This window comes from Bradyrhizobium sp. UFLA05-89 (assembly GCF_059803475.1).
The window spans coordinates 39,563-64,342 of sequence record NZ_JBANBA010000002.1; the positions used below are offsets into that span (position 1 = coordinate 39,563).

The following is a 24,780-nucleotide window of genomic DNA, read 5'->3' on the forward strand; positions in this document are numbered from 1 at the left end:
ACTGCGCTGCGTCCGGGGCACGACAGGGTTTAAGCGAGGAGGCGCCTCAGCTCTTCCGTTCCGGCACGCGCTTGATCTTGGCGCCGAGTGCGTTCAGCCGTTCGTCGATGCGCTCATAGCCACGCTCGATCTGGTCGGCGTTATTGATCGTCGAGGTGCCTTCGGCGCAGACCGCCGCAAGCAGCATGGCCATGCCGGCGCGGATGTCGGGCGAGATCATCGAGGCGCCGCGCAGGCGGCTGGGCCCCGCGATGATGGCGCGGTGCGGGTCGCACAGCACGATGCGCGCGCCCATCGCGATCAGCTTGTCGACGAAGAACATCCGGGATTCGAACATCTTCTCGAACATCAGGATCACGCCCTCGCATTGCGTGGCGGTGACGATCGCGATCGACATCAAATCGGCCGGAAAGGCCGGCCAGGGCTGGTCCTCCAGCTTGGGCACGTGGCCGCCGAAATCGTCCTGGATCTTCAGCGTCTGGTTGGAGGGCACAATCAGGTCGTCGCCCTCGACCCGGCAGACGATGCCGAGCCGCTCAAAACCCATGCGGATCGAGCGCAGATGCTCGACGCCGGCGCGGACGATGCGCAAAGGCGAGCGCGTCACGGCGGCAAGTCCGATCAGCGAGCCGACTTCGATATGGTCGGGTTGGATCGCGTAAGTTGCCGAGCCAAGCGTGGCCTGCCCATGCACGATCATGGTGTTGGTGCCGATGCCCTCGATCTTCGCACCGAGTGCGACCAGGAAATTGGCGAGGTCCTGCACATGCGGTTCGGAGGCCGCGTTGCGCAAATAGGTGACGCCGTCGGCAGCGACGGCCGCAACGAGTGCGTTCTCGGTCGCGGTGACGCTCGGCTCGTCCAGGAACACGTCGGCGCCGGTCAGCTTTGGCGCGCGGAATTCCAGCCGGTCGGTCGCGGTGACCTTGGCGCCCAACTGCTCCAGCGCCAGCACATGCGTATCGAGCCTGCGCCGGCCGATGACGTCGCCGCCGGGCGGCGGCAGCATCACCTCGCCGCAGCGAGCGAGGAGGGGCCCCGCGAGCAGGATCGAGGCGCGGATGCGGACGCAGAGCTCAGGATCGAGATCGGCCGCGCGGATGCTCTTGGCATGAATGACGAGCGTGTTGCGCTCGCGCCATTCGGCCGATGCACCGACCGAGCGGATCAGCTCGACCAGCGTCTCGGTGTCGCGGATGCGCGGCACGTTCTGAAGCGTCACCGGATGTTCGGTGAGCAGGGCAGCCGCGATGATCGGCAGCGCCGAGTTCTTGTTGCCGGACGGCTCGATCGAGCCCGAGAGCCGGTGACCGCCCTCGACGATATATTGGATGGGCGCCACTGAGATTCTCGCTTTCCTGAGTTCGGTTGGGCGGGGCCGCTTCGGGGGCGGAAAATACAGAGAATTGAGCGCAGTATCAATTCTGCACTTGCCGCGGTTCAGGCCCGTCCCGCCGTCACCGGTCGCAACAGGCCGACTGACCGAAGGCCATCAACGGCGTCGATGCCACCGATCGATCCCAGCGGCCTGCGCGCGATGAAGACGTGCACCTAGATCGTCGCTCGAACAACCTCGGGAGACATCCATGCGCAAGTTTCATCTGGCTATCGCCGTTACCCTTCTATCCCTCTACGGAACCTCACCGACGTTTGCCCAGGTGACGGGCCCAACGCCACATGTCGCCGCGCAGGGTGCCGATTTCTATCGTGTCCACGTCGGAGCGGTCACCGTTACTGTCCTGTCCGACGGCACGGTGCCGCAGGATCTGCATGCCCTGCTGACCAGCACGACTCGTGCAAAGACGGACAAGCTTCTTGATGCGAGCTTCCTGCACAATCCGATCGAGGCTTCGATCAACGCTTTCCTGATCGCGTTGCCGGATCGTCTCGTGCTCGTCGACACCGGCTCCGGCGAGCTCTTTGGTCCGGGGAATGGCGGCAAGCTTCGCGCCAGTCTGGCGGCGGCAGGCTACCGGCCGGAACAGATCACCGACATCCTGATCACACACGTCCATACGGACCACAGCGGCGGCCTCGTGGAAGGCGGGAGAATCGTATTCCCGAGCGCGACGGTCCATCTCGGGAAGCCCGATATCGACTTTTTCCTCAACCCGGCAAACTCCGTTGAGTCGGGCTATGACCGCAAATACTTCGACGAAGCGATCAAGACGCTAAAGCCCTATGTGGATGCCGGCAAGGTCGCTGCTTTCTCGAGCACCACGGAAGTCGTCCCAGGGATCACGGCAACGCTCCACCCCGGTCATACGCCAGGCAGCGCGTTTTACACCCTGGTTAGCCAGGGCGAGCGGATGACCTTCATCGGGGACATCATCCACGTCGCCTCGGTGCAGTTTCCTGACCCGAGCATTACCATCGTCTACGACGTCAATCCGAAGGCTGCCGAAGCGACGCGCGAGCAGGCTTTCGCTCAATTTGCCAGCGAGCGCGAGCTCATTGCGGCTCCGCACCTGCCGTTCCCCGGCATCGGCCATGTCCGCCGGGCGGACAAGGGCTATCAATGGGTCCCCATCGAGTACGGCAACCGGCAGGTGGACTAAATCCGAAGCGCGATGAATCTAGGAAGAATTGTCATCGCGCTTTGGTTTGTTGATTGGGCATGGCCTCTTCGGCAAACCGCTGCACACTTTTCCGGATCATGATCTAGCGACGCCCGGTAGAGCTCGCTGCAGCGAAGAGCTGCTCGCGCAGCCAGCGATGCGCCGGGTCGTCTTGAAACCGGGGGTGCCAATAGGCCGCCAGCTCCGCAGCGCCGAGTTCTAGTGGTGGCTCGAAGAAGTCGAGCGTATTCTCGAACCGACTTAGGAAGCGGCTCGGCAACGTGCACAGATAATCGCTGGCGCCGACGATCGTAGGCGCCAGTGCGTAGTTTTGGATCGACAATGCCACGCGCCGCTCGCGGCCGAGTGTCGCCAGAGCGGCATCGACGTGACCGAAGAATCCGCCCCCGTCGGCCGAGACCAGCAGATGTTCGGCGTCGCAGAAGGCCTCGAGGTCGAGTGGAGCGCAACCGCGTGGATGGCCCTTTCGCTGCGCGGTCAGGAAACGGTCCTCGAAAAGCGTGCGCGCCTGCCAGGCGCTCTGCGCCGTCGCTCGGTTGCCGATGCAGATGTCCACTTCGCCGCCCTCGAGCCGATCGGCGAGGGTTTGCGGCTCCGGCGGCGCGACGAGCACGAGCCTGGCTGACGGCGCCGCCGTCGCAATCCGCGGAACGAGATCGGGCGCGAGCATCATCGCGGGGATCTCGTGAAGCGCGAGCGTGAAGGTCCGGCGCGCCGTCGCCGGATCGAAATCCGCCGCTGGGCCAAGCATGCCCTCCATGAGCTCGATCACTCTGGTCAGCGCGGGCTGAAGCGCCAGCGCGCGAGGCGTGGCAAGCACGCCGCGTCCGTCTGGCGAAGCCACGAACAACCGGTCGTCGAAGATCTCGCGCAAGCGCGCGAGCCGCGCGGACATGGCGGACTGTCGCACGCCGAGGCGCTGCGCGGCGCGGGTGACGTTCGATTCGCTCAGCAGCGCGTCAAGCGTCAGCAGCAGGTCGGCATCGAGCCGTTGTAAGGGGTCGAGGTGCATGCGTCCTCTACCTCAAGAAGCTCCGGCAGCCGGAAGGGCCGCTAGATATCGATCGTGGCGCTGAGGGAATGTTCCTGGATGAAGTCGCGGCGCGGCTCGACCACGTCGCCCATCAGCTTGGTGAAGATATCGTCGGCCTCGTCGACCTCCTTGACCTTCACCTGGAGCAGCGAACGCACCTCGGTGTCGAGCGTGGTTTCCCAGAGCTGCTCCGGGTTCATCTCGCCCAGACCTTTGTAGCGCTGGAGCGTGATGCCCTTGCGGCCAGCTTCAGTGACGGCCTCGAACAGATCGACGGGGCCGTGGACCAGTTGCTCGGTGTCCTTGCGCCGAAGCTTGCCGGAGCGGCCGTAGACATCCTGGAGCTTCAGCGTGTACTCGTCGAGCTTGCGGGCTTCGGCCGAGCCGAGGAAGGCATCGTCGATGATGGCGGCTTCCTTGACGCCGCGCACCGTGCGCTCGAACTGGAAGCCTTGGCCCTCCACGTAGTGGCCGATCCAGCCGCGTTCGACCTCCTCGGCCTGGCTGTCGAGGCGCCCGGCGATGTATTGCGCGGCCGCGGCAGCCTTCTCGGGATCGCCGTAGATCGCCTTGTTCAGCACGCCGGTGATCGCGGCCTGCTCGACGACCTTGCGGTTATAGCGGCTGTGCAAGTTACGCAGGATGCTGCGGACGACGCGGGCGTCGTCGACCAGCGCGCGCAAGTCGCGGCCAGTGCGATCGCCACCGTTTCCGGAGCTGAACACGCAATCATCGAGCCCGGCGTCGATCAGATAGTCCTCCAGCGCGCGCTCGTCCTTCAGATACTGCTCGGACTTGCCGCGGCTGACCTTATAGAGCGGGGGCTGGGCGATGTAGAGATAGCCGCCGTCGATGATGTCGCGCATCTGCCGGTAGAAGAAGGTCAGCAGCAGCGTGCGGATGTGGGCGCCGTCGACGTCGGCGTCCGTCATGACGATGATCTTGTGATAGCGCAGCTTCTCGACCGAGAAATCGTCGCTGATGCCGGTGCCGAGCGCGGTGATCAGCGTGCCGATCTGCTCGGACGACAGCATCTTGTCGGGGCGCACGCGTTCCACGTTGAGGATCTTGCCGCGCAACGGCAGCACCGCCTGAAACTCGCGGTTGCGGCCCTGCTTGGCGCTGCCGCCTGCCGAGTCACCCTCGACGATGAACAGCTCGGACTTCGCCGGATCCTTCTCCTGGCAGTCGGCAAGCTTGCCGGGCAGCGAGGAGACCGAGAGCGGGCTCTTGCGCGTCAGCTCGCGCGCCTTGCGCGCGGCCTCGCGGGCGGCCGCGGCCTGGATCACCTTGCCGACGATCATCTTGGCTTCGCTGGGGTGTTCCTCGAACCACGCCGCAAGCGCCTCGTTGAGCACGTTCTCGACCACGGGACGCACTTCCGAGGACACCAGCTTGTCCTTGGTCTGCGACGAAAATTTCGGGTCGGGCACCTTCACCGACAGCACGGCCGTCAAACCTTCGCGGCAGTCATCGCCGGTGAGGGCGATCTTTTCCTTTTTGGCGTTGGCCTCGGCGTAGCCGTTGACCTGGCGCGTCAGCGCGCCGCGGAAACCGGCGAGATGGGTGCCGCCGTCACGCTGCGGGATGTTGTTGGTGAAGCACAGCACGTTCTCGTGGTAGCTGTCGTTCCACCACAAGGCGGCCTCGACACCGATGCCGTTGGCCTCCGAGCGCACCATGATCGGAGAGGGCACGAGTGCCTTCTTGTTGCGGTCGAGATATTTGACGAACTCCTCGACGCCGCCGGAATAATGCATCTCCTCGCGCTTCTCGACCGCATGACGCATGTCGGAGAGGATGATGTTGACGCCGGAATTGAGGAAGGCGAGCTCGCGCAGGCGATGCTCGAGCGTTGCGAAATCATATTCGACGTTCTTGAAGGTTTCGGTCGAGGCGAGGAACGTCACCTCGGTGCCGCGCTTGCCCGGCGCGTCGCCGACGACTTTCAGCGGTGCGACGGCATCGCCATGGGCGAACTCGATGTAGTGTTCCTTGTCGTCGCGCCAGATGCGCAGGCCGAGTTTGCTCGACAGCGCGTTGACGACGGACACGCCGACGCCGTGCAGACCACCGGAGACCTTGTAGGAGTTCTGGTCGAACTTTCCACCGGCGTGGAGCTGGGTCATGATGACCTCGGCCGCCGAGATGCCTTCGCCCTTGTGGATGTCGACAGGAATGCCGCGCCCGTCGTCGCGCACGGTGACGGAATTGTCCGCATTGAGCACGACGTCGACGCGCGTGGCGTGGCCCGCGAGCGCTTCGTCGATCGCGTTGTCGACGACCTCGTAGACCATGTGATGCAGGCCCGAGCCGTCGTCAGTGTCGCCGATATACATGCCTGGACGCTTGCGTACGGCATCGAGACCCTTGAGCACGCGGATCGATTCCGCGCCGTAATCGCTCGCGTTGGAGGGCTCGTTTTCGGCACGCGGCTGCCGAGCAGGTTCTGTCATGAGAGGCCTTCGAGGGTGTCGCCCGAATCAGCGGCGCAAAAGGCGCTGATTTGAGAGCTATTTGTGCCATGAAAGGAGGATTGCGCCTAGCGCAAAGTATCCTCCCGCAACCCTTTGATCAGATAGGGATTTTCAGGCAGTTTTCAAGACGTTCGAAGACGGATTCTGGGCGTTGCAAAAAGCCCGATTCGGGGGTGCTTTCTCGCGTCGAGAATGACCGCATTTCCCCGGTGTGACGGCGCCGGTTCCGAGGCGCCGTGGGCGCCCCGGGGAAGGCTTTGGGGTTCAGTAAATCCGGGAGGGCTTATCGCCGTTATCTCCCCCGAGGGACCAAGCCTCGCCTGAGGCCACAGTGATGGTATTGGTGCCGACTGGGTGGCCCGACACGAGCAGCTCGTAGGAATAGGTGCCGGGTGGCAGATCCAGCGTTTGTGGGTGGTTCACGCCGCCTGCGATCTTGATGGTTTGATCGTTGATCGCGAGCAAAGCCACGTCCGGTACAAGATAGCCGAATATCAGGCGCGCTTGTCCGGGCATCGGCAGGAACCTGGCCTTGGCCGCGGCCTCCGGATTCCGCTGCACCAGGTCGACTGTGGTCTCGTCCTTCGCACGGCCAAGCTTCAGGGTGGCCGGCCCCTCCGAAGATGCGAACGAGAGCTCCGCCTGCTCGGCCGCAACCGCAGCGCCATCTGCCACTTCCTGCCAGCCGCGCTTTGCCAGCTCGGTGCGGTAGAACGCGAGCACGTCGCCGAACTCGGCGGGTATGCTGGCTTTGAGCGTGCGCCGGATCGGGGACTTGACGCCGTTGGCATAGTTGGAGGTGAACTCTCTGTGGCTGATGCGGGTCGGCACAGGCATATCGACATCGGGATCGAGCTTGAGCGGCCCCGGCCACAGCCGCGCCACGTACAGCCGCGACAGGTGCGAGACCCAGCCCTCGGCCTGTGCCGGAAGCGGGCAGCTTGCGATAAGGAAGAGACCGCACGCGACCAGCCGCCATCGTGCCGGAACTCTCGTCCCGCGCTTGAACGTCGTCGTCATGCTTACTCTCCAAGGATGTCGCGCGCCGCTCGGGGCCTCGCGCGATAGCAACGACTGCGACACGGCCGGCGCGGCCTCAAGAGACTAGTCGCCAGGGGAGCCCGTCAGGTTCAACAGTGACGCCCTATCGGCGTGCCGAAATGCGCCCGTTTTCGACGTCGAACACTTCGCCGCTGGCGCCGATCTCGGCAAAGGCGGCAGGGTCGGCGCCGGTCAACCACACCTGCGCGCCGAGCTTTTGCAGCTCGGCAAACAAGGCGGCGCGGCGGTTGGGGTCGAGATGCGCGACGACCTCGTCGAGCAGCAAGAGCGGCACGATGCCGGTCATCTCGGCAACCAGCGTTGCATGCGCCAGCACGAGTCCGATCAGCAGCGCCTTCTGCTCGCCGGTCGAGGCATCGCGCGCCGGCATGCTTTTTGGCGCGTAGATCACCTGGAGGTCGGTGATGTGCGGCCCATCGGTGGTGCGGCCGGCGATCGCATCGCGCGGGCGGTTGTCGCGCAGGATCTGGCGGTAGCGGTCCTCGACGGCGGTGGCGGTCTCGCTGAGCAGCGCGTTCTCCATCCAGCCGTCGAGCGCGATCTGCGCCGACGGGAAGGCGGAAGATTGCGCGCGCGTGTTGAGCATCTCGGTGAGTTTTGCAGCGGTCTGGCCGCGCGTCGCTGCGACCGCGACCGCAAGCTCGGCGGTCTCGCGCTCGATGGCGTCGCACCAGTGGTCGTCATAGTTGCGCACTTCGAGCAGCCGGTTGCGTGAGCGCAGCGAACGCTCGAGCGCGGAGATGCGCCCTGAATGCTCGCTGTCGATGGCGAGCACCAGGCGGTCGAAGAAGCGCCGTCGCTCGGAGGCTGCGCCCATGAACAGGCCGTCCATTGCCGGCGTCAGCCATACCATGCGGATGTGGTCGCCGAAGGCGCTCGCCGAGTTGACCGGCTCGCGGTCGACGCGGCAACGTCGGCTCACTGCGCTGTCGGCGCGCGGCGCATCGATACCGGTGCCGAGCGTGGCAAGGCCCAGCGCGCCCTCGACCTGCGCCGACACGGCCCAGGAGCCATCGCCCTGATTGTCGGCAACGTCCTCCAGCGTCGCCCGCCGCAGGCCGCGGCCCGGCGACAGAAACGAGATCGCCTCGATGCAATTGGTCTTGCCCGCACCATTGGGCCCGACCAGCGCCACCATGTCAGCCGCCGTCTCGAGCCCCGCCGCGCGGTAGTTGCGAAACTGCGTCAGCGTCAGGCGATGAATGCGGGAGGGGGTCATATCAACTCGTCATTGCCGGGCTTGACCCGGCAATCCATCGTCCGCATCAGCGGACAATTTCATCACAGCGTTCCACCGGGTTTACGGGCGAGGATGTACACCCAATAGGTCATCTTACTTGATGGATGGCCGGGTCAAGCCCGGCCATGGCGAGAGGAGCAGGCCTCACACCCGCATCGGCATCAGCACGTACAGTGCGCTCTTGTCGTCGCGGTCCTGGACGAGGGTCGGGGAGCCGGGGTCGGCGAGCTTGAGGGTTGCGACCTCGCCCTCGATCTGGGCGGCGATGTCGAGCAGATAACGCGAGTTGAAGCCGATATCGAGTGCATCAGAGGCGTATTCGACCTCGAGCTCTTCGGTGGCGCTGCCGGAATCCGGATTGGTCACCGACAGCACGAGCTTGCCAGCGGACAGCGACAGCTTCACCGCGCGGCCGCGCTCGCTGGAGATGGTGGAGACACGGTCGACCGCGGCCTCAAAATCCTTCTTGTCCACGACCAGTTCTTTGTCGTTATTCTGTGGGATGACGCGGCCGTAGTCGGGGAAGGTGCCGTCGATCAGCTTGGAGGTCAGCACCACATTGCCGATGGTGAAGCGGATCTTGGCCTGCGACAGCTCGATCGTCACTTCGGCTTCGCTATCCTCGATCAGGCGCTGCACCTCGCCGACGGTCTTGCGCGGCACGATCACGCCGGGCATGCCGGCGGCGCCGTTGGGCTGCACCAGGTCGATCTGGGCGAGGCGATGGCCGTCGGTGGCGACGCCGCGCAGGGTCGCCGCTTTGGCAGAGCCCGCGGCATGCAGATAGATGCCGTTGAGATAGTAGCGCGTCTCCTCGGTCGAGATCGCGAACTGGGTGCGGTCGATCAGCCGCTTCACGTCCTTGGCGGCGAGATTGAAGGAATGCGACATGTCGCCAGCCGCGAGATCGGGAAAATCATTCTCCGGCAGCGTCTGCAGCGTGAAACGCGAGCGGCCGGCGCGGATCGCCAGCACTGAGCGGTCGCCGTCGCCTTCCAGCACGATCTGCGAGCCGTCTGGCAGCTTGCGCACGATGTCGTAGAACATATGCGCTGGCACGGTCGTGGAACCGGCGGTCGCGGTTTCCGCGGCGAGCGTCTCCGTCACCTCGAGATCGAGGTCGGTCGCCTTCAGCGACAATTTCGCGCCCTCTACGCGCACCAGCACGTTGCCGAGGATCGGGATCGTGTTGCGTCGCTCGACCACGCGGTGGACGTGGCCCAGCGATTTCAGGAGTTGCGCGCGTTCGACCGTAACCTTCATTGCACTACCCGCCCGATCCCCAAGAGAACACATCGTTGGAAAAGCCGGGCGGCCGAAAGCGGCGCCGCGGCACGGAAGAAACCCGACAAAGCCGGATCATCCAGCCGATATGATCAAAGCCGTCAGGGTCGCGCAAGGTGGCGCGTAAAGCCATCCGATTCAAGGGATTGGGGAGCTGTTCCCCACGATTTACATCCCGATCTTGCCCATCGCCCCGGCGGCGAAGCCGGGACGATCGCAGGTGGGAATGGCCTTAGGGGTTTATTCCTGAAGCTGGCGCTTCAAGGACTCGACCTCTTCGGACAGCGCCGCGTCCTTGCTGACGAGTGCCTCGATCTTGCGCACCGCGTGCAGCACCGTGGTGTGGTCGCGCCCGCCAAAACGGCGGCCGATCTCCGGCAGCGAGCGCAGGGTCAGCGTCTTGGCGAGGTACATCGCGACCTGCCGCGGCCGGACCACGTTGGCGGTGCGGCGCGAGGACAAGAGATCGGAGCGGCTGACATTATATTGTCGTGCCACCACGCGCTGGATGTCCTCGATCTTGATGCGCTTGGGCTCCTGCGGCCGGATCAGGTCGCGCACCTCGCGCTCGGCCATTTCCAGCGTCACCGGCTGGTTGTTCAGTTTCGAGTGAGCAAGCAGCCGATTGATCGAACCTTCGAGATCCCTGCCGTTATGGGTGATGGTGCGCGCCAGATAGTTCAGCACCTCCTCAGGCACGTCGAAGCTGGCGTGATGGGCGCGGGCCGCTGCAACGCGCGACTTGAGAATGCCAAGCCGCAAATCTTCTCCGAGCGATCCCATCTCCACGACGAGGCCGCCGGCCAGCCGCGAGCGGACGCGATCGTCAAGGCTCTCGAGATCGGACGGCGGGCGGTCGGCCGCGATCACGACCTGGCGGCCGGCATCGATCAGCGCATTCAGCGTGTGGCAGAACTCGGCCTGCGTCGACTTGCCCTGGAGGAACTGGAGGTCGTCGATGACCAGGACGTCGATGCCGCGCAGCGCCTCCTTGAAGGCGAGTGCCGTTTGCGTCTTCAGCGCGGCGACGAAGCCGTACATGAATTTTTCCGCGGTGAGATAGAGCACCTTGCGCTCGCTGCCGGAATTGCCGGCCCAGGTCACCGCCTGCAAGAGATGCGTCTTGCCGAGGCCAACGCCGGCATGGATGTAGAGCGGATTGAACATCACGGGATCGCCGCGGCGTCCCTCCGCGACCTGGCGTGCCGCCGCATGCGCCAGCGTGTTGGCGCGGCCGACGACGAAGCTTGCAAAGGTCAGGCGCGGGTCGAGCGGCGAGCCGCCGAGCGCGTCATGGTTGGCGGAGACCGGCGCGGTCGCAGTCGCGCGCAGCTCGGCCGAGGGGCGGCCATCCATGCGCTTGGCCTCAATCGGCGCCGGCGCTTCCTTGAGCGCGACGGTCGGGCGCACAGCGGTGCGCACGGTGAGGTCGATACGATGCACTTCCGGCATCTCGGCCTGCCAGCAGGAGAGCACGCGCTCGGCATAATGCGCCTGGATCCAGCTCTTCAGGAAGCGCGTAGGCACTGACAGCCGCACGCTCTCCTCCTGGACCCCTTCGAGATCCATGCGTGCAAACCAGCTGGTGTAGACGTCCTCGCCAACACTCGAGCGTAGCCGCCCCTTCACGCGTGACCAGCGATCCTGTTCCGATGTCATTGTTTGAAAACTTTTCTTTGGAGATAAGGTTGCGTTGCGAGTGCCGTTGCAGGTTTCCTGCCACGGCACGACCTCAAGCGAGGCCATCTTGAAGGCACAGGTCAGCCGTTCGGCGCGAATGCCGTTGAACAGACCAATGATGTCAAGAATGGAGGGTTCGCGAGGTCAGCGCGTACTCAGCGCGCAAGGGCACGCCGGAGGCTGGTCGGAGGACGAACTCGAAACGGCATCGTTGGAAGAAGAGATGTGATTCAATACCGCGTTGCGTTCGTTCGACATGGTGCCTCCCCGTCCTGCCGTGATTGCTCACGGCAAGGTCCTGCGTGTCGCCTATGAACTTCGCGTAGGAACTCCACATTCCCAACGCGAGGTCCGCCCGTCTTTCCTAGCTCGTCCGGATGGCGCCGCCTTCGCGCTTGTCGGGTGGTTCGTCGCTGTCTCTCCGTTGCGTCTAAACGCGAACGAGACACGAATGCCCCGCTTGGAGACATTTGGACAAAGCACTATCGTTCCCATATTGCTATGGGTTTGAAACCGACAATCGCTTGGTAAAGCGTCGCCCACGTGCACACCGCCGCCGATTTGCACGCTCACCCCGTTTCTAAAACCGCGCTGGTCTCAAGATCGTGGGCGCTGCGGACGGCTTTAAGAAATACACGATGCGCAGAGACTCGCAACGGAATTGATTCACAGTTGAGGAGCTTAAATCCTGATCTGCGTTAACGCGTGCGCAGAGTTGTTCACAGGGCCGAGAACCAAGTTTTTGAATCGCCGTGCAGAATCGAAGGCAATGCGCGTCATGTGACAATTCTCCGACGGCGCGCAAAAAAAATTTACAAAAGCGTCACGCGAGTGCCGTGTGAGCCAATTTTCCAAATGCTTCCCGTCACTATGTGGATAAGTGATTATCGAGACATCGTTTTTCGAGTCTCGTTTTGCAGGGTAACCCCGCCGTTGCACAGCTCGCCTGGGAACTACTGTGTGCAAATAATGGCGAGGCAGGAATTCGTCCTGCTGCGCCACACAGGCTTTTCGCAATTGCGATGAAAGTTTCCAGTGTGACAGAATCGCCAGCAGTAAGACTACGGGAGGTAAAATAGCGCGGCGAAGAATTTTTTCAGGAGCTGCGATCAAGAGTTCTTATCTGTCAGCGAGCCCCCATCGCAGAGCTCGGATCAAACGGCTCGGATCGCGGAGCTCTGCTTCAGAGGCTTCGGCTGAGGCGCTCTGATCTCTGTCGGGTACACGACAAAAAGAAAAAGCCCGGCGCATGCTGGGCCTTCGTCTGCTTACGCGATGTTCGGTCAGATCACTTGCCGAGCTTGGCGATCTGATGCGTCAGCCGCGACACTTTGCGGCTCGCGTTGTTCTTGTGAATGATGTTGCGCTGCGCGGCGCGCATCAGGGCGGGCTCGGCATTCGCCAACGCCTTCAGCGCAGCGGCGCGATCGCCGGACTTGATCGCCTCTTCGACGGTGCGGACTGCGCCGCGCATCTGCGTCCGACGCGACTTGTTGACGGCGGTACGACGGGCAATCTTGCGCGTCGCTTTCTTGGCGGAAGTGGTGTTGGCCATTGTCTCAAAAATCCTCTGCGGTGACCGGTCGCTTCTTGCTCGGATTAGCGCCGGCTGCTTGAACCGCGAAATCGACGCTCGGTTTTAGGGTGTTCGGTTGCTAAGGCTGTTCTTTAGAACCCGCGCGCCAGCCTTGCGGCTATTGCCTTGTACGGCTGTCTCGCATGGCTCAAAGAACAGCGGCGGCGGGATTGCGCCCACCGCCAGTTGGCGCCCTTATAGAGGGGGCCTGCGGCACCGTCAACGGCTTCGGGAGGCCGGAAAGCCGCCTTTGTCAGGGCGGGAACTGCCGTAACGTACTGACGAGGTTGAATTTCCGTTCTCGCCCCGGTATTGGCTGGCGGCGTTTCGCCTCGTCCCGGCCGGACGGGCCCATTTAAGGTGATGCATGATCCGCGGCTTTTTCCGACTGATCGGCCTGTTGCTGCTGGCTGGCGGCTTCATCTTCATGGTCTATGACGGCGCCCGCTGGGTGGCGGACCAGACCCTCCGGTTCACCCGGTTCGGCCAGTTCTGGAACGATATCCATCAATCCAGCCAGCAGGCGTTCCGGACCTGGGTCGAGGCCAAGGCCCCCTGGCTATGGACCTCGGTGATCCGCCTGGTGCTGGATCAGCCGGTTTTTGCCGTGCTCGGCATTCTCGGGATCCTCCTGATGATCCTGTTCCGGCCGCGGAAACCCCTGATCGGCTATTCGCGGGACTGACCGCTCCTGCAATGGCGCCGGCGTAACAGGGCTGCCTCTTCAGGCGTAAATGCCTATATTCACCTGGCATCACGAGCACGCCGCCTCAAGCACCTCTGCTTGGGCGACGGACAGCTCGTTTCGGAGATCCGACCCATGCTGTTCATGCGCAAGACCACTGCACTCCCCAGCGCAGCCGAGGCGCTGCCGGGCCGTGCGGAGCCTTTACCGACCGCTACCACCCATTTCGTCAACGGTCAGAAGCTCAAGCCGCCTTACCCCGCGGGTCTCGAGCAGGCCGTGTTCGGGCTCGGCTGCTTCTGGGGTGCCGAGCGCAAATTCTGGGAGCTCGGCGAGGGCATCTACATCACTGCGGTCGGCTATGCCGGCGGCCATACGCCCAATCCCACCTATGAAGAGGTCTGCTCGGGCCGCACCGGCCACACCGAGGTTGTGCTTGTCGTGTACGATCCGAAGAAGATCTCCTACGAGCGGCTGTTGAAGGTGTTCTGGGAGAACCACAACCCGACGCAAGGCATGCGTCAGGGCAATGACGTCGGCACGCAATATCGAAGCGCGATCTACACCTATAACAGTGCGCAGAAGAAGGCGGCTGACGACTCCAGGGCACTCTATCAGAAGGCGCTCGCAGCCAAGGGGCTCAGCGCCATCACCACCGAGATCGCCCCCGCCGGCGAGTTCTATTTCGCCGAGGACTACCACCAGCAATATCTCGCCAAGAATCCGGCCGGCTATTGCGGCTTAGGTGGCACCGGCGTCTCCTGCCCGATCGGCGTCGGCGTCAGCGCGTAAGCCGCGAACTCGCTGCACCTCTCCCGCTTGCGGGAGAGGTCGCATTGCATCGTGAGATGCAATGCGGGTGAGGGCTCTCTCCACTCAAAGAGCGTTCATTGCGGAGGCATCCTCTCCCCACCCCTCTCCCGCAAGCGGGAGAGGGAGCGCACGGTGCCCGTTGTCCGCATTGTCGCGCCCTACGCCCCTCAACGTTTTATTAACCATAACAGGTGCAAGACTGGAGCCATCTCGGTTCGAGGGATGGCTCCAGTGCGGGTTGCGCGCGCGTTTCGATTGTCGATGTTGGCAGCGTCCGCCGCGCTTGCCCTTGGCGGCTGCATGCAAACCGTCGGTCCAGTCGCGGTGGCGCAGCCGCGCAGCGATCTCGACTACATGGCCTATGGCCAGCCCGCCGGACCGCAGCCGGTTGCGGTCGACAATTCCGGTGGCGGCGCCATCAGCGCGCTCCGCAATTCCTTTGCCGCAGCTCCCGCGCCCGTAGCGGTCGGCTATGCCGCGCCGGTGCGCTATGACGCGTCCTATCATCTCGATGCCGGCGACAAGCTGCGCGTCGTGGTCTACGGCCAGGAAGGTCTCACCAACACCTACGCGATCGACGCCGGCGGTGCGATCACCATGCCGCTGATCGGCGGAGTGCCGGCGCGCGGTCGCACCACGGCGGGGCTCGCCTCCGAAATCGCCGCGCGCTTGCGCAACGGCTATATCCGGGAACCGTCCGTGGCGGTCGAGATCGAAGCCTATCGTCCCTTCTTCATTCTGGGCGAAGTCGCCGCGCCCGGCCAATATCCTTACGTGCCGAACATGACCGTCGAGAGCGCGGTGGCGATCGCCGGCGGCTTCTCGCCTCGCGCCAAGCGCGACGTGGTCACGGTGACCCGCAGCGATGCCGGCGGCGCGATGCGCGCCGTGGTGCCGCTCGGCACCCCCGTCGGTCCCGGCGACACCGTGTACGTCGGCGAGCGCTGGTTCTAGAAATTCATTCAGCCCTCTCTTCGTCAGTCCGGGCCTGCGTGCTGACACACGCATCCGGGTATGACATGCTGAGAGAGCCGTTCATCAGCCTAACTGGAGCTATAGCGGCGAGAGCGAAGGGTGCCGGAGGTAGGCGATGACCCGGCGTCCATAGTGCTCGCTGCAATCTTCCCCAGCATCCGTTCCTTTGTTCAACTGAGCGAGGATCTCATGGCCAGGCGAATCCTGTGTTTTGGCGACTCTCTGACCTGGGGTTGGATTGCTGTTCGCGAGGGAGCACCAACGACGAGATTTCCCTATCCAGAGCGGTGGACGGGGATCATGGCCTCCAAGCTTGGGTCCGATTACGAAATCGTGGAGGAGGGTTTGAGCGCACGAACGACGGCGATCGATGATCCCGTTGATGCGCGCCTGAACGGATCCGCCTATCTGCCCTCCGCTCTGGCAAGTCATCTTCCGTTGGACCTCGTCGTCATCATGCTCGGAACGAACGATGCGAAGAGTTACTATCATCGCTCGTCATATGACATTGCGGTCGGCATGTCGAAGCTGGTCGGCCAGGTGCTCACGTCGACTGGTGGCGTAGGCACGGTTTATGGAGCCCCGCGGGTGCTCGTTGTGGCGCCGCCTCCACTCGCGCCCGTAGCCGATCCCTGGCTCCAGGGAATGTTTGAGGGCGGGCGCGAGAAGACGATCGAGCTTGCCACACAGTACAGATCTCTCGCCAACTTCATGAAGGTCGACTTCTTCGACGCAGGAAGCGTGATCTCAACAGGGGGGCTGGATGGAATCCATTTCTGCGCGCAAAACAATGCGGATCTCGGCAACGCCCTGGCTGGCAAGGTTTTAGAGATCTTTTCGCGTACGACACGGTGAATGGGGCAGGTGACCAGTTCATCACCCCCACGATTCCCGCAGCGTGAGCGGTGCGGTTCTCTCTCCTCAGCATTCCGGGCCTGCGTCCGTCTGCGCATCCCGGAATGACGACGGTGAGAGGGTGCGCGCGCTACTTCAAATGCGTCGCAAAGAACGCCATGCTGCGCGGCCAGGCGATATCGGCGCTGGCCTTGTCGTAGCTTGGGCGCTCGTCGCAATGGAAGCCGTGCTGGGCGCCCGGATAGATGAAGACCTCGACGTCCGCCCGCTTGCCCTTGATGGTCTCGACGTCGGTCAGGGGAATGCCGGCGTCTTTCTCGCCGAAATGCAGCTGCGTCGGCACCCTCGGCTTCTCGTCGGCAAAGCGCACGATGGCGCCGCCGTAATAGCCGATCGCGGCCGAGAGGCCGGAAAGTCGTGCCGCTGCGACATAGGCGATGCTTCCGCCTAAGCAGAAGCCGATGATGCCGACCGGACCGACGCTCTTCACCGCATCGATCGCGGCCTGCGTATCGCGCGACATTGCCGCCCAGTCGGGATTGGCGACGAACTTGCGCGCCTCGGCGATCTCGTCGGGCGAATAGCCCGATTGGAAGTTTGGCGAGGTCCGATCGAAGATCGACGGCGCGATTGCGACATAGCCTTCCTTGGCCAGCCGATCGCAGACCGAACGGATGTGATGATTGACCCCAAAGATCTCCTGGATCACCACCACCGCGCCTTTCGCCGCAGCACTGGGATCGGCGCGATAGGCGCCGAACTGGAAATTGTCGGAGGCCGTCAGTTTAATGTCATGTCCCACGAGGTTGTCCTTCGTTGTTGGTTGTTGAATGAGTTGTTGATCCCGAAATTCCGCTCTCTCACCTCATCCTGAGGAGCGCGCCCTTGCGCGCGTCCCGAAGGATGAAGGCCCTGTTGCTTAAGCGGGGCCTGCATGGTTCGAGACGCGCCGGAGCCTGCCATCGGGCCGCGCTTCGCGCGGACCCGGTGGGCGCTCCTCACCATGAGGGGTGGCACTTACTCCCACATCCAGTTCTCGCCGTAGTCCTCTTTCCAGCCTGCGAGGCGACCATGGCGGAATTGCAGGAACAGGCGGTGGCGGTAGGGGATGAGCCGGCTGCCGCCGAGATTGCGCAAGGCGAGGTAGATCTCGTTGCCGGGGCGTCCGCGAACATATTGCAGCGGCTGGCCCAGCGCATGCGCTGCCTGGGCGGCATCCATTCCGAAGGCCAGCGGCGTGGTGTTCGATAATGTCATGACGAAGGGCAGGCGCGGCGGCGCCCATTGCTCCGCGTGCGCCGCGGCCGTCATCATGCCTAGCGCGATTGCCAATCCCGCCACAGTCGTCGACTTCATCGTTTAGGTCCCTTCGCGGCGCACCTCGCGCGGCAGATTTTTCAGGAAGGGAACCATCGCGTCAACAAAAGCCTACGGCTGATCGATGTTCACGGCGTGCCCGGCCGCGGGTATCACGACCTTGTGTGCGCCGGGGGTTTTTGCCGCCATGTAGTCGGACGCTGCGAGGAACGGCGTGTCGTCGGCGCCGACCACGATCAGCGACGTCCCGATCGATCGATGGCATCGCGCTGATTTGCAGGTGAGTTAGCGCAGCGTAACCCACCACATTTTTTCTCACCAGCGGCGTGGCGGGTTACGCCTTCCTGCGGCGCTTGTTGAACCACGGGAGTTCGTCGGCCAACCCACCCTACGAATTTCGCCTGCTTCGGACATCCTGGCGTGCCAGGTTACTTCGAGGATACTTGCAGATCCTTGAGGGCATGCCGCGATGGCATGCATGCGTCGCACGAATTTTGCCGCTTATTCCGTCAGCCGGTTTGCATCAAGGTCCTGTCGCGACGCACAAAGGTGATGCGTGCATCACGTTTGTTTCGATCGATTCCAAATTGCATTTGCCTCCGCAAACGAACGCGATCATTCTTGCGTCCAAGGCCGACGCCAGCCCGGTGGGTGTCGGTCAGACAAGTTGCCGCCGTAAGCGGCTTCATGCACCGGCAGGGGAAGAAACCATGCCAACTCTCACCATCAACGGGCGGAGTATGTCCGTGGATGCGGCAAACGATACGCCGCTCCTTTGGGCGATCCGCGAGCAATTGCAGATGACCGGCACGAAATTCGGCTGTGGTGCCGGTCTGTGCGGCGCCTGCACCGTGCACGTCAACGGTGAAGCCGTTCGCTCGTGCCAGACCATGGTCGGCGACGTCGCCGGCAAGAAGATCACCACCATCGAAGGTCTCTCCGCCAAGGGCGACCATCCCTTGCAGAAGGCGTGGATCGCCGAGCAGGTCCCGCAATGCGGATACTGTCAGTCCGGGCAGATCATGCAGGCCGCTTCGCTGCTGGCGAAGAACCCCAACCCGACCAAGGAAGAAGTCGTCGCGCACATGGACGGCAATCTCTGCCGCTGCATGACCTATTCACGGATCCAGAAGGCGATCATGCGTGCGGCAACCGAGATGCGCACCGCGTCCGCTTCCGCCAATGAGCGGAGGCCCACATGAATCAGCACGTGAAGAACGTCACTCCCGAGGCGACTGATCTCAGCCGCCGCTCGTTCCTGGTCGGCACCGCGGCGACCGGTCTCGTGCTCGGCTATGCCGGCGTTCCCGGCATCGACCACGCGCTTGCCGCCGCGCCCGCCAATTTCGAGCCGAGCGTCTGGTATTCGATCGCGCCGGATGGTCTCGTCACCGTGACCTGCGGCAAGGCCGACATGGGCCAGCACATCGCCTCCACCATGGCGCAGATCGTCTGCGAGGAATTGGGGGCCAGCTGGAAAGATATGCGGGTGCAGCTCGCGTCCAACGATCCGAAGTTCAACGACCCCGTACTGGGCGCACAGATCACCGGCGGCAGCTGGTCGACCATGATGAACTTCGACGCGATGAGTCGCGCCGGTGCCGCGGGTCGCATGGCGTTGACGGACGCTGCCGCGACCGCGATGGGCGTGCCGGCAGGCGAGCTCGTGGTGCGCGATTCCGTGATCTCGCACGCGAAGTCGAAGAAGCACATGAGCTTTGCCGACGTGGTCAAGAGCGGCAAGGCGACGAAGACCTTCACGGCCGACGAGCTCAAGGCGATCGCGCTGAAGACGCCGGATCAATACACGATGATCGGCGTGTCGGTGCCGCAGCTCGACATTCCCTCCAAGACCAATGGCACGGCCAAGTATGGCATCGACGTCATGCTGCCCGGCATGGCCTACGGCAAGGTCGTCACCCCACCGGTGCGCTTCGGCGCCACGGTGAAATCGGTCGACGACAGCAACGCCAAGAAGATGCCGGGCTTCATCAAGGCGGTCATCATCGACGACAAGACGCAGACCACCTCGGGCTGGGTCGTCGCGGTGGCCAACACCTACGCGCAGGCCCGCAAGGCGGCGGATGCGCTGAAGATCGCCTATGACGGCGGTCCGAACGCGAAGCTGTCGAGCCAGTCGTTGCTGGACGAAGCGAAGCGGCTCCAGGGCCTCGACGATTCCGGCCAGTACTTCGTCAAGGACGGCGATCCCTCGGCGGCGTTCGGCTCGGCGGCCAAGGTGCTGGAGGCGGAGTACACCACCAACATCAACATCCACGCGCCAATGGAGCCGATGAACGCCACCGCGGAGTTCAAGGGCGAGATCCTGCACATCTATTCCGGCAATCAGTTCGCGACGCGCTCCGGCGCGATCGCCGCCGGTGCGGCCGGGATCGACCCGAAGTTCGTGGTCATGCACCAGATGTGGCTCGGCGGCGGCTTCGGCCGGCGACTCGATGCCGACATGATGGTGCCGGCGGTGCAGGCGGCCAAGGCCGTGGGCAAGCCGGTCAAGGTGATCTACTCGCGCGAGAACGACATGACGATGGATTTCTCGCGTCCGCTCACCTATCAAAAGGTCAAGGCCGGCGTGGACGGCGACGGTAAGATCGTTGCGATCAGCCACGACGTGGTTTCGGCCTGGCCGACCGCGCGCTGGGGAATTCCCGATTTCCTGACGCCCTCGGTCGACAAGAAGGGTCCGCTGGACTCCTTCACGGTGAACGGGTCGGACTTCTTCTACACCGTACCCAACCATTATGTGCGGGCGATCAAGAACGAGATGGCGCACAACGCCACCCCGTCCGGTCAGCTCCGCTCGGTGGCACCGGGCTGGACCTTCTGGGCCGTCGAAAGCATGATTGACGAGATCGCGGCTGCGACGGGCAAGGATCCCGCCCAGCTCCGCATCTCGCTGCTCGACGGCGCGGGCAAGAATGACGGCGGCGCGCAGCGGCTGCGCAACACGCTGCTCGCCGCGATGGGCCTTGCCGGCTACGGCACCAAGAAGCTCCCCAAGGGTGAAGGCATGGGCGTGGCCTGCGTGTCGTCGCAGGAGCGCGCCACCGCAAGCTGGACGGCGTGCGTCGCCCACGTCGCCGTTGCGCCCTCGGGCGAGGTGACTGTGAAGAAGCTCACGGTCGCGACCGACGTCGGCACGCAGGTGCATCCCGACAACATCCGCGCCCAGGTCGAGGGTGCGGCGCTGTGGGGCCTGTCGCTTGCGATGTACGAGAAGGCGACGCTGAAGGACGGTGGCATCGAGCAGACCAACTTCGACAGCTACACGCCCCTTCGCATGAGCCAGATGCCGGAGGTCGCGGTTGCCGTGATCGCCAATGGCGAGAAGGCGACCGGCGTCGGCGAGCCCGCAGTGACGGTGGTCGCCCCGGCCATCGGCAACGCCATCTTCAACGCCTCGGGCGCCCGCGTCCGCAGCCTGCCGATCACGGCCGAGGCCGTGAAGGCGAACATGAAGGCGTAAGCTCGCCGCAAATTGCAATCGAGACGATCCGCCGGAGGGGCAGCCTCCGGCGGATTTTTTGTTGATCGGTATGCTGCTCCGAACATTCGCTGTCATGCCCTCGCGCAGGCGGGGCATCCAGTACGCAGCGGCTTCTCGATTGAATCACAGCCGTCTCGGAGTACTGGATCGTCCGGTCAAGCCGGACGATGACGGCGGTGAGTTTGGTGACGTCCACTGTCTCTAGGCACCTCGGCAAGATCCCTCAAATTTGAACAAACCCCGCAGGTTCCCGTTCAGCACGCGCATTAAGGGCCGGAGAACCTGATGCCGCTAGGGTGGTGCAGTCGAGCGCAGTGCTCTTTTCAGTTGCCTGTTTCAGTTGCTTTTGGGGAAGCCATGACCGCCTCAGCCAAACCCGCCGCCAAACGCAGGCTCTTGCTGGCCTCCGACCGCAGCGACCAGAGCAGTGAGCTTGCCCATATCCTGCAGTCGGTCGGCGAGGTCGCAACGGTCTCGACCCAGGAGATCCCCGAGCAGCCGGCGCGCGATCTCTCCGGCATCATCGTCGACATCAACCTGCGCTCGTCCGAGAGCGTGCAGCGGGTGCGCAACAAGCTGCGCGGCGACGCCTATCGTTCGATGCCGCGGCTGTTCGTGCTGGCGGATGCGCTCCACCACGGCACCATGCAGGCCTGGGCGCTGGGCGCCACCGACACGATCTCGCGGCCGCTGCAACCCGAGGCCATTTTGCAGCGCATCCGTGCCGCGTTCCCGGACACCACCACCTATGACGCCAGCGATCGCGGCAAGACGCTGAACCGCGGCGTCGAGGCGGCGCACGGCGTGCTGGCGAAAATGTTCGAGAAACTGCCGCTCGGCGTGCCCCTGACGTTCGATGACGTCGTCGCCGCCGAGAACAAGATCCTCAAGGCGATCAAGCATTCCTCGCTGCGCGAGTGGCTCACCACCGTCGGCTGCCACCATGTCGGCAGCTACCGGCACTGTCTGTTCGTCACCGGCTTTGCAGTCGCCTTCGCGCAGCATCTCGGCATGCGCGAGGACGACCAGCGCCGCCTGACTCGCGCCGCGCTGCTGCACGACGTCGGCAAGGCCTTCGTGCCGACACAGCTTCTGGACAAGCCCGGCAAGCTCACCGACGAGGAGCTGGACGAGGTCCGCCAGCATCCGCGCCGCGGCTACGAAGCGCTCGCCGAGCAAGGCGGCTTCCCGCCGGAAATGCTCGATGTCGTGCTGCACCACCACGAATTCCTCGACGGCAGTGGCTATCCGAACAAGCTCTCCTCGAACCAGATCAGCGACATCGTTCGCCTGACGACCATCGTCGACATCTACGCGGCACTGGTCGAGAAGCGTGCCTACCGCTTGCCCTTCACCCACTCCCGCGCCTTCGCGATGCTGGAGGGCATGGGCGGCAAGCTGGACCAGCAGCTCGTGCAGGCCTTCCGCCCGGTCGCGCTGGGATCGTTCTGACGAAACATTCTCCGCGGCCTTAGGTGGGTTAGCGAGGCACAACCCACCACCGCCTGCAGCCATGTTGGGTTACGCCTAGCGGACTGCGCTTCGCGCAGCCGCGGGGCTAACCCACCCTACGAATTCTGCCGGCCGCCGTCCTCATACGACGAAATCTCGACCAGGCTGCCGTCCGGATCGCGGCAATAGACCGAGCGCAGCGTGCCGCGGGCGCCCTGCCTGGCCACCGGGCCTTCCTCGATCGCGACGCCATGCGCCGTCAGATGCGCCACCACCTCGTCGGGGGTGGCCGTGGTGAGGAAGCACAGATCCTCGCTGCCGGCGGTCGCATGGTCCGCGGTGAACCACTCAACCTTGTCGGCATCGCGCGGCCGGACGTTGATCTTCTGGTTGCCGAACTGAAGCGACGTCCGCGGCGCTTTGCCGCCGCCGGGGTCGAACACCCTCACTTCCATGCCGAGGATTTTGCGGTACCACTCGGCGGTGCGCGCGACGTCGGCGACGTTGACGACGAGGTGATCGAGGGCCTGAACCTTGACGGACATGCCTTATCCTTTCGTCGCGATGCGGGTAGCGCACTTCTCGTCGGTGGCGGGCTTTGTTACAACGCGCTGCCATCAAGAACAACAAACTGGGAGAAGATTTCAGATGATCACACGCCGCACTGCGCTGGGCCTGCTTGCCGCCAGTCCGCTTGCAACCGCGCCGCTCTCGAGGGCCTTTGCGGCGGATTATCCGGCGCGGCCGGTGAAATGGGTCGTCGGCTATCCGCCGGGAGGCGCCACCGATATCCTGGCGCGGCTGATCGGCCAGCGGCTGTCGGAAAAATTCGGCCAGCAATTCGTGATCGAGAACAAGCCCGGCGCCGGCAACAACATCGGCACGGAGTCCGTCGTCAATGCCGAGCCCGACGGCTATACGTTGCTGCTGGTCAATCCGGCCAATTACATCAACGCTTCGCTCTACGCCAATCTGAAGTTCAACTTCGTGCGCGACATCGCGCCGGTAGCGTCGTTCCAGCGTGTGCCGAACGTGATGACCGTGAACAAGGACGTGCCGGCGAAGAACGTCGCCGAATTTATCGAATATGTGAAGGCCAATCCCGGCAAGGTGAACATGGCCTCCTCGGGCAACGGCACCTCGGTGCATCTGTCGGGCGAGATGTTCATGGCGATGACCGGCTGCAAGATGCAGCACGTGCCCTATCGCGGCGCGGCGCCCGCGATCACCGACATGCTGGGCGGCCAGGTGCAGGTGATCTTCGACAACATGCCCTCGATCATCCAGCACATCCGCTCTGGCTCGCTTCGCGCGCTCGGCGTCACCACGGCCGAGCGCTCCTCGCAATTACCCGACGTGCAGGCGATCGCGGAGACCGTCCCGAACTACGAGGCGAGTGCGCTGTTCGGCATGGGCGCGCCGAAGAACACGCCGAAGGAGATCATCGCCAAGCTCAACGGCGAGATCAACGCAATCATGAAAGAGCCCGACATGACCAAGCGCCTGGTCGAGCTCGGCGGCGAGCCGCTCGTGCAGACGCCGGATGCGTTCGGCGACATGATCAAGGCCGAGACCGACAAGTGGAAGAAGGTCGTCGAGTTCGCCGGCCTGAAGGTCGAGTAGCGATACCGGCTCGCGCATGTCGACGCTGACGAAGCCCCGCCGCGAGGCGGGGCTTTTTTCATTTGCGTTCCGGAACCGATTTTTAGGCGAGCGCGCAATCACGCAGTCGTGCGGACCTCCATATGCGCGTTCCCGCTTGACGGCAGGCTGCTTCCACCTATACTAAACCACATGGTTAAGTATCAGAGCGAGACGCTAGACCGAACCTTTGCGGCGTTGTCCGATCCGACGCGGCGTGCGCTGCTGGCACGGCTCGGCGAGGAGGACGGCCTGTCGGTCAGCGAACTGGCCGCGCCGTTTTCGATCTCGCTGCCCGCAATCATGAAGCATCTCGAGGTGTTGTCGGATGCAGGCCTGATCGTGCGGGAGAAGACCGGGCGGACGGTCGCCTGCCGGCTCACCGCGCAGCCGATGGAGCAGGCGATGAACTGGCTCAATCGCTACGCGCGCTTCTGGTCCGACAATTTCGATCGCCTTGCAGCTTTTGTGGAGGAAGACCCATGGCCGTCAACCAAGCAGCCGCAGCCCGCGCCGGCGAACGTCCAAGCCTCACCCTCACGCGCCGGCTCCGCGCGAAGCCGGAAAGGGTCTACGCCGCGTGGACGCAGGCAGAGCAGCTAGCGC

General features: G+C 63.8%; 21 protein-coding genes and 1 pseudogene. 10 read left to right on the forward strand and 12 right to left on the reverse strand.

What is annotated here, in order from left to right:
* Positions 1 to 46: 46 nt before the first annotated feature.
* Complete coding sequence (murA, locus tag SO139_RS01440; protein ID WP_449377670.1) at positions 47 to 1,342, reverse strand: UDP-N-acetylglucosamine 1-carboxyvinyltransferase; 1,296 nt, start codon at positions 1,340 to 1,342, stop codon at positions 47 to 49.
* A 244-nt stretch (positions 1,343 to 1,586) separates the two neighbouring features.
* Here murA and SO139_RS01445 point away from each other — a divergent pair, with 244 nt between their 5' ends.
* Positions 1,587 to 2,558 (forward strand): MBL fold metallo-hydrolase, encoded by a 972-nt coding sequence (locus SO139_RS01445; protein ID WP_449377669.1) that lies wholly within the window; start codon positions 1,587 to 1,589, stop codon positions 2,556 to 2,558.
* Positions 2,559 to 2,661: 103 nt separating this feature from the next.
* Here SO139_RS01445 and SO139_RS01450 read toward each other — a convergent pair whose 3' ends face one another.
* The 7 genes from SO139_RS01450 to rpsT form a co-directional block, all read right to left on the reverse strand.
* Positions 2,662 to 3,591, reverse strand: coding sequence for a LysR family transcriptional regulator (locus tag SO139_RS01450; RefSeq protein WP_449377668.1), 930 nt, complete (start codon positions 3,589 to 3,591; stop codon positions 2,662 to 2,664).
* A 41-nt stretch (positions 3,592 to 3,632) separates the two neighbouring features.
* Positions 3,633 to 6,068, reverse strand: a complete 2,436-nt coding sequence (gene gyrB / locus SO139_RS01455; protein ID WP_449377667.1) for a DNA topoisomerase (ATP-hydrolyzing) subunit B — start codon at positions 6,066 to 6,068, stop codon at positions 3,633 to 3,635.
* 285 nt (positions 6,069 to 6,353) lie between these two features.
* Entirely contained in the window at positions 6,354 to 7,109 is a 756-nt protein-coding gene (locus SO139_RS01460) for a hypothetical protein (protein WP_474800884.1), read from the reverse strand.
* A gap of 124 nt (positions 7,110 to 7,233) precedes the next feature.
* On the reverse strand, positions 7,234 to 8,370 hold the full coding sequence (gene recF / locus SO139_RS01465; RefSeq protein ID WP_449377665.1) for a DNA replication/repair protein RecF: 1,137 nt from the start codon (positions 8,368 to 8,370) through the stop codon (positions 7,234 to 7,236).
* A 165-nt stretch (positions 8,371 to 8,535) separates the two neighbouring features.
* Positions 8,536 to 9,654: a DNA polymerase III subunit beta gene (gene dnaN, locus SO139_RS01470; RefSeq protein WP_498539580.1), complete on the reverse strand. Its 1,119-nt coding sequence runs from the start codon at positions 9,652 to 9,654 to the stop codon at positions 8,536 to 8,538.
* Positions 9,655 to 9,915: 261 nt separating this feature from the next.
* Positions 9,916 to 11,334 (reverse strand): chromosomal replication initiator protein DnaA, encoded by a 1,419-nt coding sequence (gene dnaA / locus SO139_RS01475; RefSeq protein ID WP_449377663.1) that lies wholly within the window; start codon positions 11,332 to 11,334, stop codon positions 9,916 to 9,918.
* Positions 11,335 to 12,643: 1,309 nt separating this feature from the next.
* The gene (gene rpsT, locus SO139_RS01480) at positions 12,644 to 12,910 is read right to left on the reverse strand and encodes a 30S ribosomal protein S20 (protein WP_027527812.1); all 267 of its coding nucleotides are present in this window, start codon (positions 12,908 to 12,910) and stop codon (positions 12,644 to 12,646) included.
* A 388-nt stretch (positions 12,911 to 13,298) separates the two neighbouring features.
* On the opposite strand from rpsT, the gene SO139_RS01485 reads away from it, so the two are divergent.
* The 4 genes from SO139_RS01485 (at position 13,299) to SO139_RS01500 (ending at position 16,259) form a co-directional block, all read left to right on the forward strand.
* Positions 13,299 to 13,616 (forward strand): hypothetical protein, encoded by a 318-nt coding sequence (locus SO139_RS01485; protein WP_027527813.1) that lies wholly within the window; start codon positions 13,299 to 13,301, stop codon positions 13,614 to 13,616.
* A 135-nt stretch (positions 13,617 to 13,751) separates the two neighbouring features.
* Complete coding sequence (msrA, locus tag SO139_RS01490) at positions 13,752 to 14,408, forward strand: peptide-methionine (S)-S-oxide reductase MsrA (RefSeq protein ID WP_449377662.1); 657 nt, start codon at positions 13,752 to 13,754, stop codon at positions 14,406 to 14,408.
* 282 nt (positions 14,409 to 14,690) lie between these two features.
* On the forward strand, positions 14,691 to 15,383 hold the full coding sequence (locus SO139_RS01495; protein ID WP_449377661.1) for a polysaccharide biosynthesis/export family protein: 693 nt from the start codon (positions 14,691 to 14,693) through the stop codon (positions 15,381 to 15,383).
* Positions 15,384 to 15,593: 210 nt separating this feature from the next.
* Positions 15,594 to 16,259 carry an SGNH/GDSL hydrolase family protein gene (locus SO139_RS01500; protein ID WP_449377660.1) on the forward strand — a complete coding sequence of 222 codons (666 nt, stop codon included), beginning with the start codon at positions 15,594 to 15,596 and terminating at the stop codon, positions 16,257 to 16,259.
* Positions 16,260 to 16,389: 130 nt separating this feature from the next.
* Here SO139_RS01500 and SO139_RS01505 read toward each other — a convergent pair whose 3' ends face one another.
* The 3 genes and pseudogenes from SO139_RS01505 to SO139_RS01515 form a co-directional block, all read right to left on the reverse strand.
* Positions 16,390 to 17,061 carry a dienelactone hydrolase family protein gene (locus tag SO139_RS01505; protein WP_449377659.1) on the reverse strand — a complete coding sequence of 224 codons (672 nt, stop codon included), beginning with the start codon at positions 17,059 to 17,061 and terminating at the stop codon, positions 16,390 to 16,392.
* A gap of 215 nt (positions 17,062 to 17,276) precedes the next feature.
* Positions 17,277 to 17,615: a hypothetical protein gene (locus SO139_RS01510; RefSeq protein WP_449377658.1), complete on the reverse strand. Its 339-nt coding sequence runs from the start codon at positions 17,613 to 17,615 to the stop codon at positions 17,277 to 17,279.
* Positions 17,616 to 17,687: 72 nt separating this feature from the next.
* A pseudogene (locus tag SO139_RS01515) lies at positions 17,688 to 17,819 on the reverse strand (alpha/beta fold hydrolase); the annotation flags it as partial.
* Positions 17,820 to 18,286: 467 nt separating this feature from the next.
* Here SO139_RS01515 and SO139_RS01520 point away from each other — a divergent pair.
* From SO139_RS01520 to SO139_RS01530, 3 genes are all read left to right on the forward strand, one after another.
* A complete protein-coding gene (locus SO139_RS01520) occupies positions 18,287 to 18,778 on the forward strand; it encodes a (2Fe-2S)-binding protein (RefSeq protein WP_449377707.1) in 492 nt (163 codons plus the stop codon).
* Positions 18,775 to 21,060 (forward strand): xanthine dehydrogenase family protein molybdopterin-binding subunit, encoded by a 2,286-nt coding sequence (locus SO139_RS01525; RefSeq protein WP_449377657.1) that lies wholly within the window; start codon positions 18,775 to 18,777, stop codon positions 21,058 to 21,060. The genes SO139_RS01520 and SO139_RS01525 overlap by 4 nt, the downstream gene beginning before the upstream one ends.
* A gap of 378 nt (positions 21,061 to 21,438) precedes the next feature.
* The gene (locus tag SO139_RS01530) at positions 21,439 to 22,533 is read left to right on the forward strand and encodes an HD-GYP domain-containing protein (RefSeq protein ID WP_449377656.1); all 1,095 of its coding nucleotides are present in this window, start codon (positions 21,439 to 21,441) and stop codon (positions 22,531 to 22,533) included.
* 116 nt (positions 22,534 to 22,649) lie between these two features.
* On the opposite strand, the gene SO139_RS01535 is transcribed toward SO139_RS01530, so the two are convergent.
* Complete coding sequence (locus tag SO139_RS01535; RefSeq protein WP_449377655.1) at positions 22,650 to 23,078, reverse strand: VOC family protein; 429 nt, start codon at positions 23,076 to 23,078, stop codon at positions 22,650 to 22,652.
* A gap of 103 nt (positions 23,079 to 23,181) precedes the next feature.
* Here SO139_RS01535 and SO139_RS01540 point away from each other — a divergent pair, with 103 nt between their 5' ends.
* Both SO139_RS01540 and SO139_RS01545 read left to right on the forward strand, forming a co-directional pair.
* Positions 23,182 to 24,156: a Bug family tripartite tricarboxylate transporter substrate binding protein gene (locus tag SO139_RS01540; RefSeq protein WP_449377654.1), complete on the forward strand. Its 975-nt coding sequence runs from the start codon at positions 23,182 to 23,184 to the stop codon at positions 24,154 to 24,156.
* Positions 24,157 to 24,327: 171 nt separating this feature from the next.
* Positions 24,328 to 24,777 carry an ArsR/SmtB family transcription factor gene (locus SO139_RS01545; protein WP_449377653.1) on the forward strand — a complete coding sequence of 150 codons (450 nt, stop codon included), beginning with the start codon at positions 24,328 to 24,330 and terminating at the stop codon, positions 24,775 to 24,777.
* Positions 24,778 to 24,780: the final 3 nt, after the last annotated feature.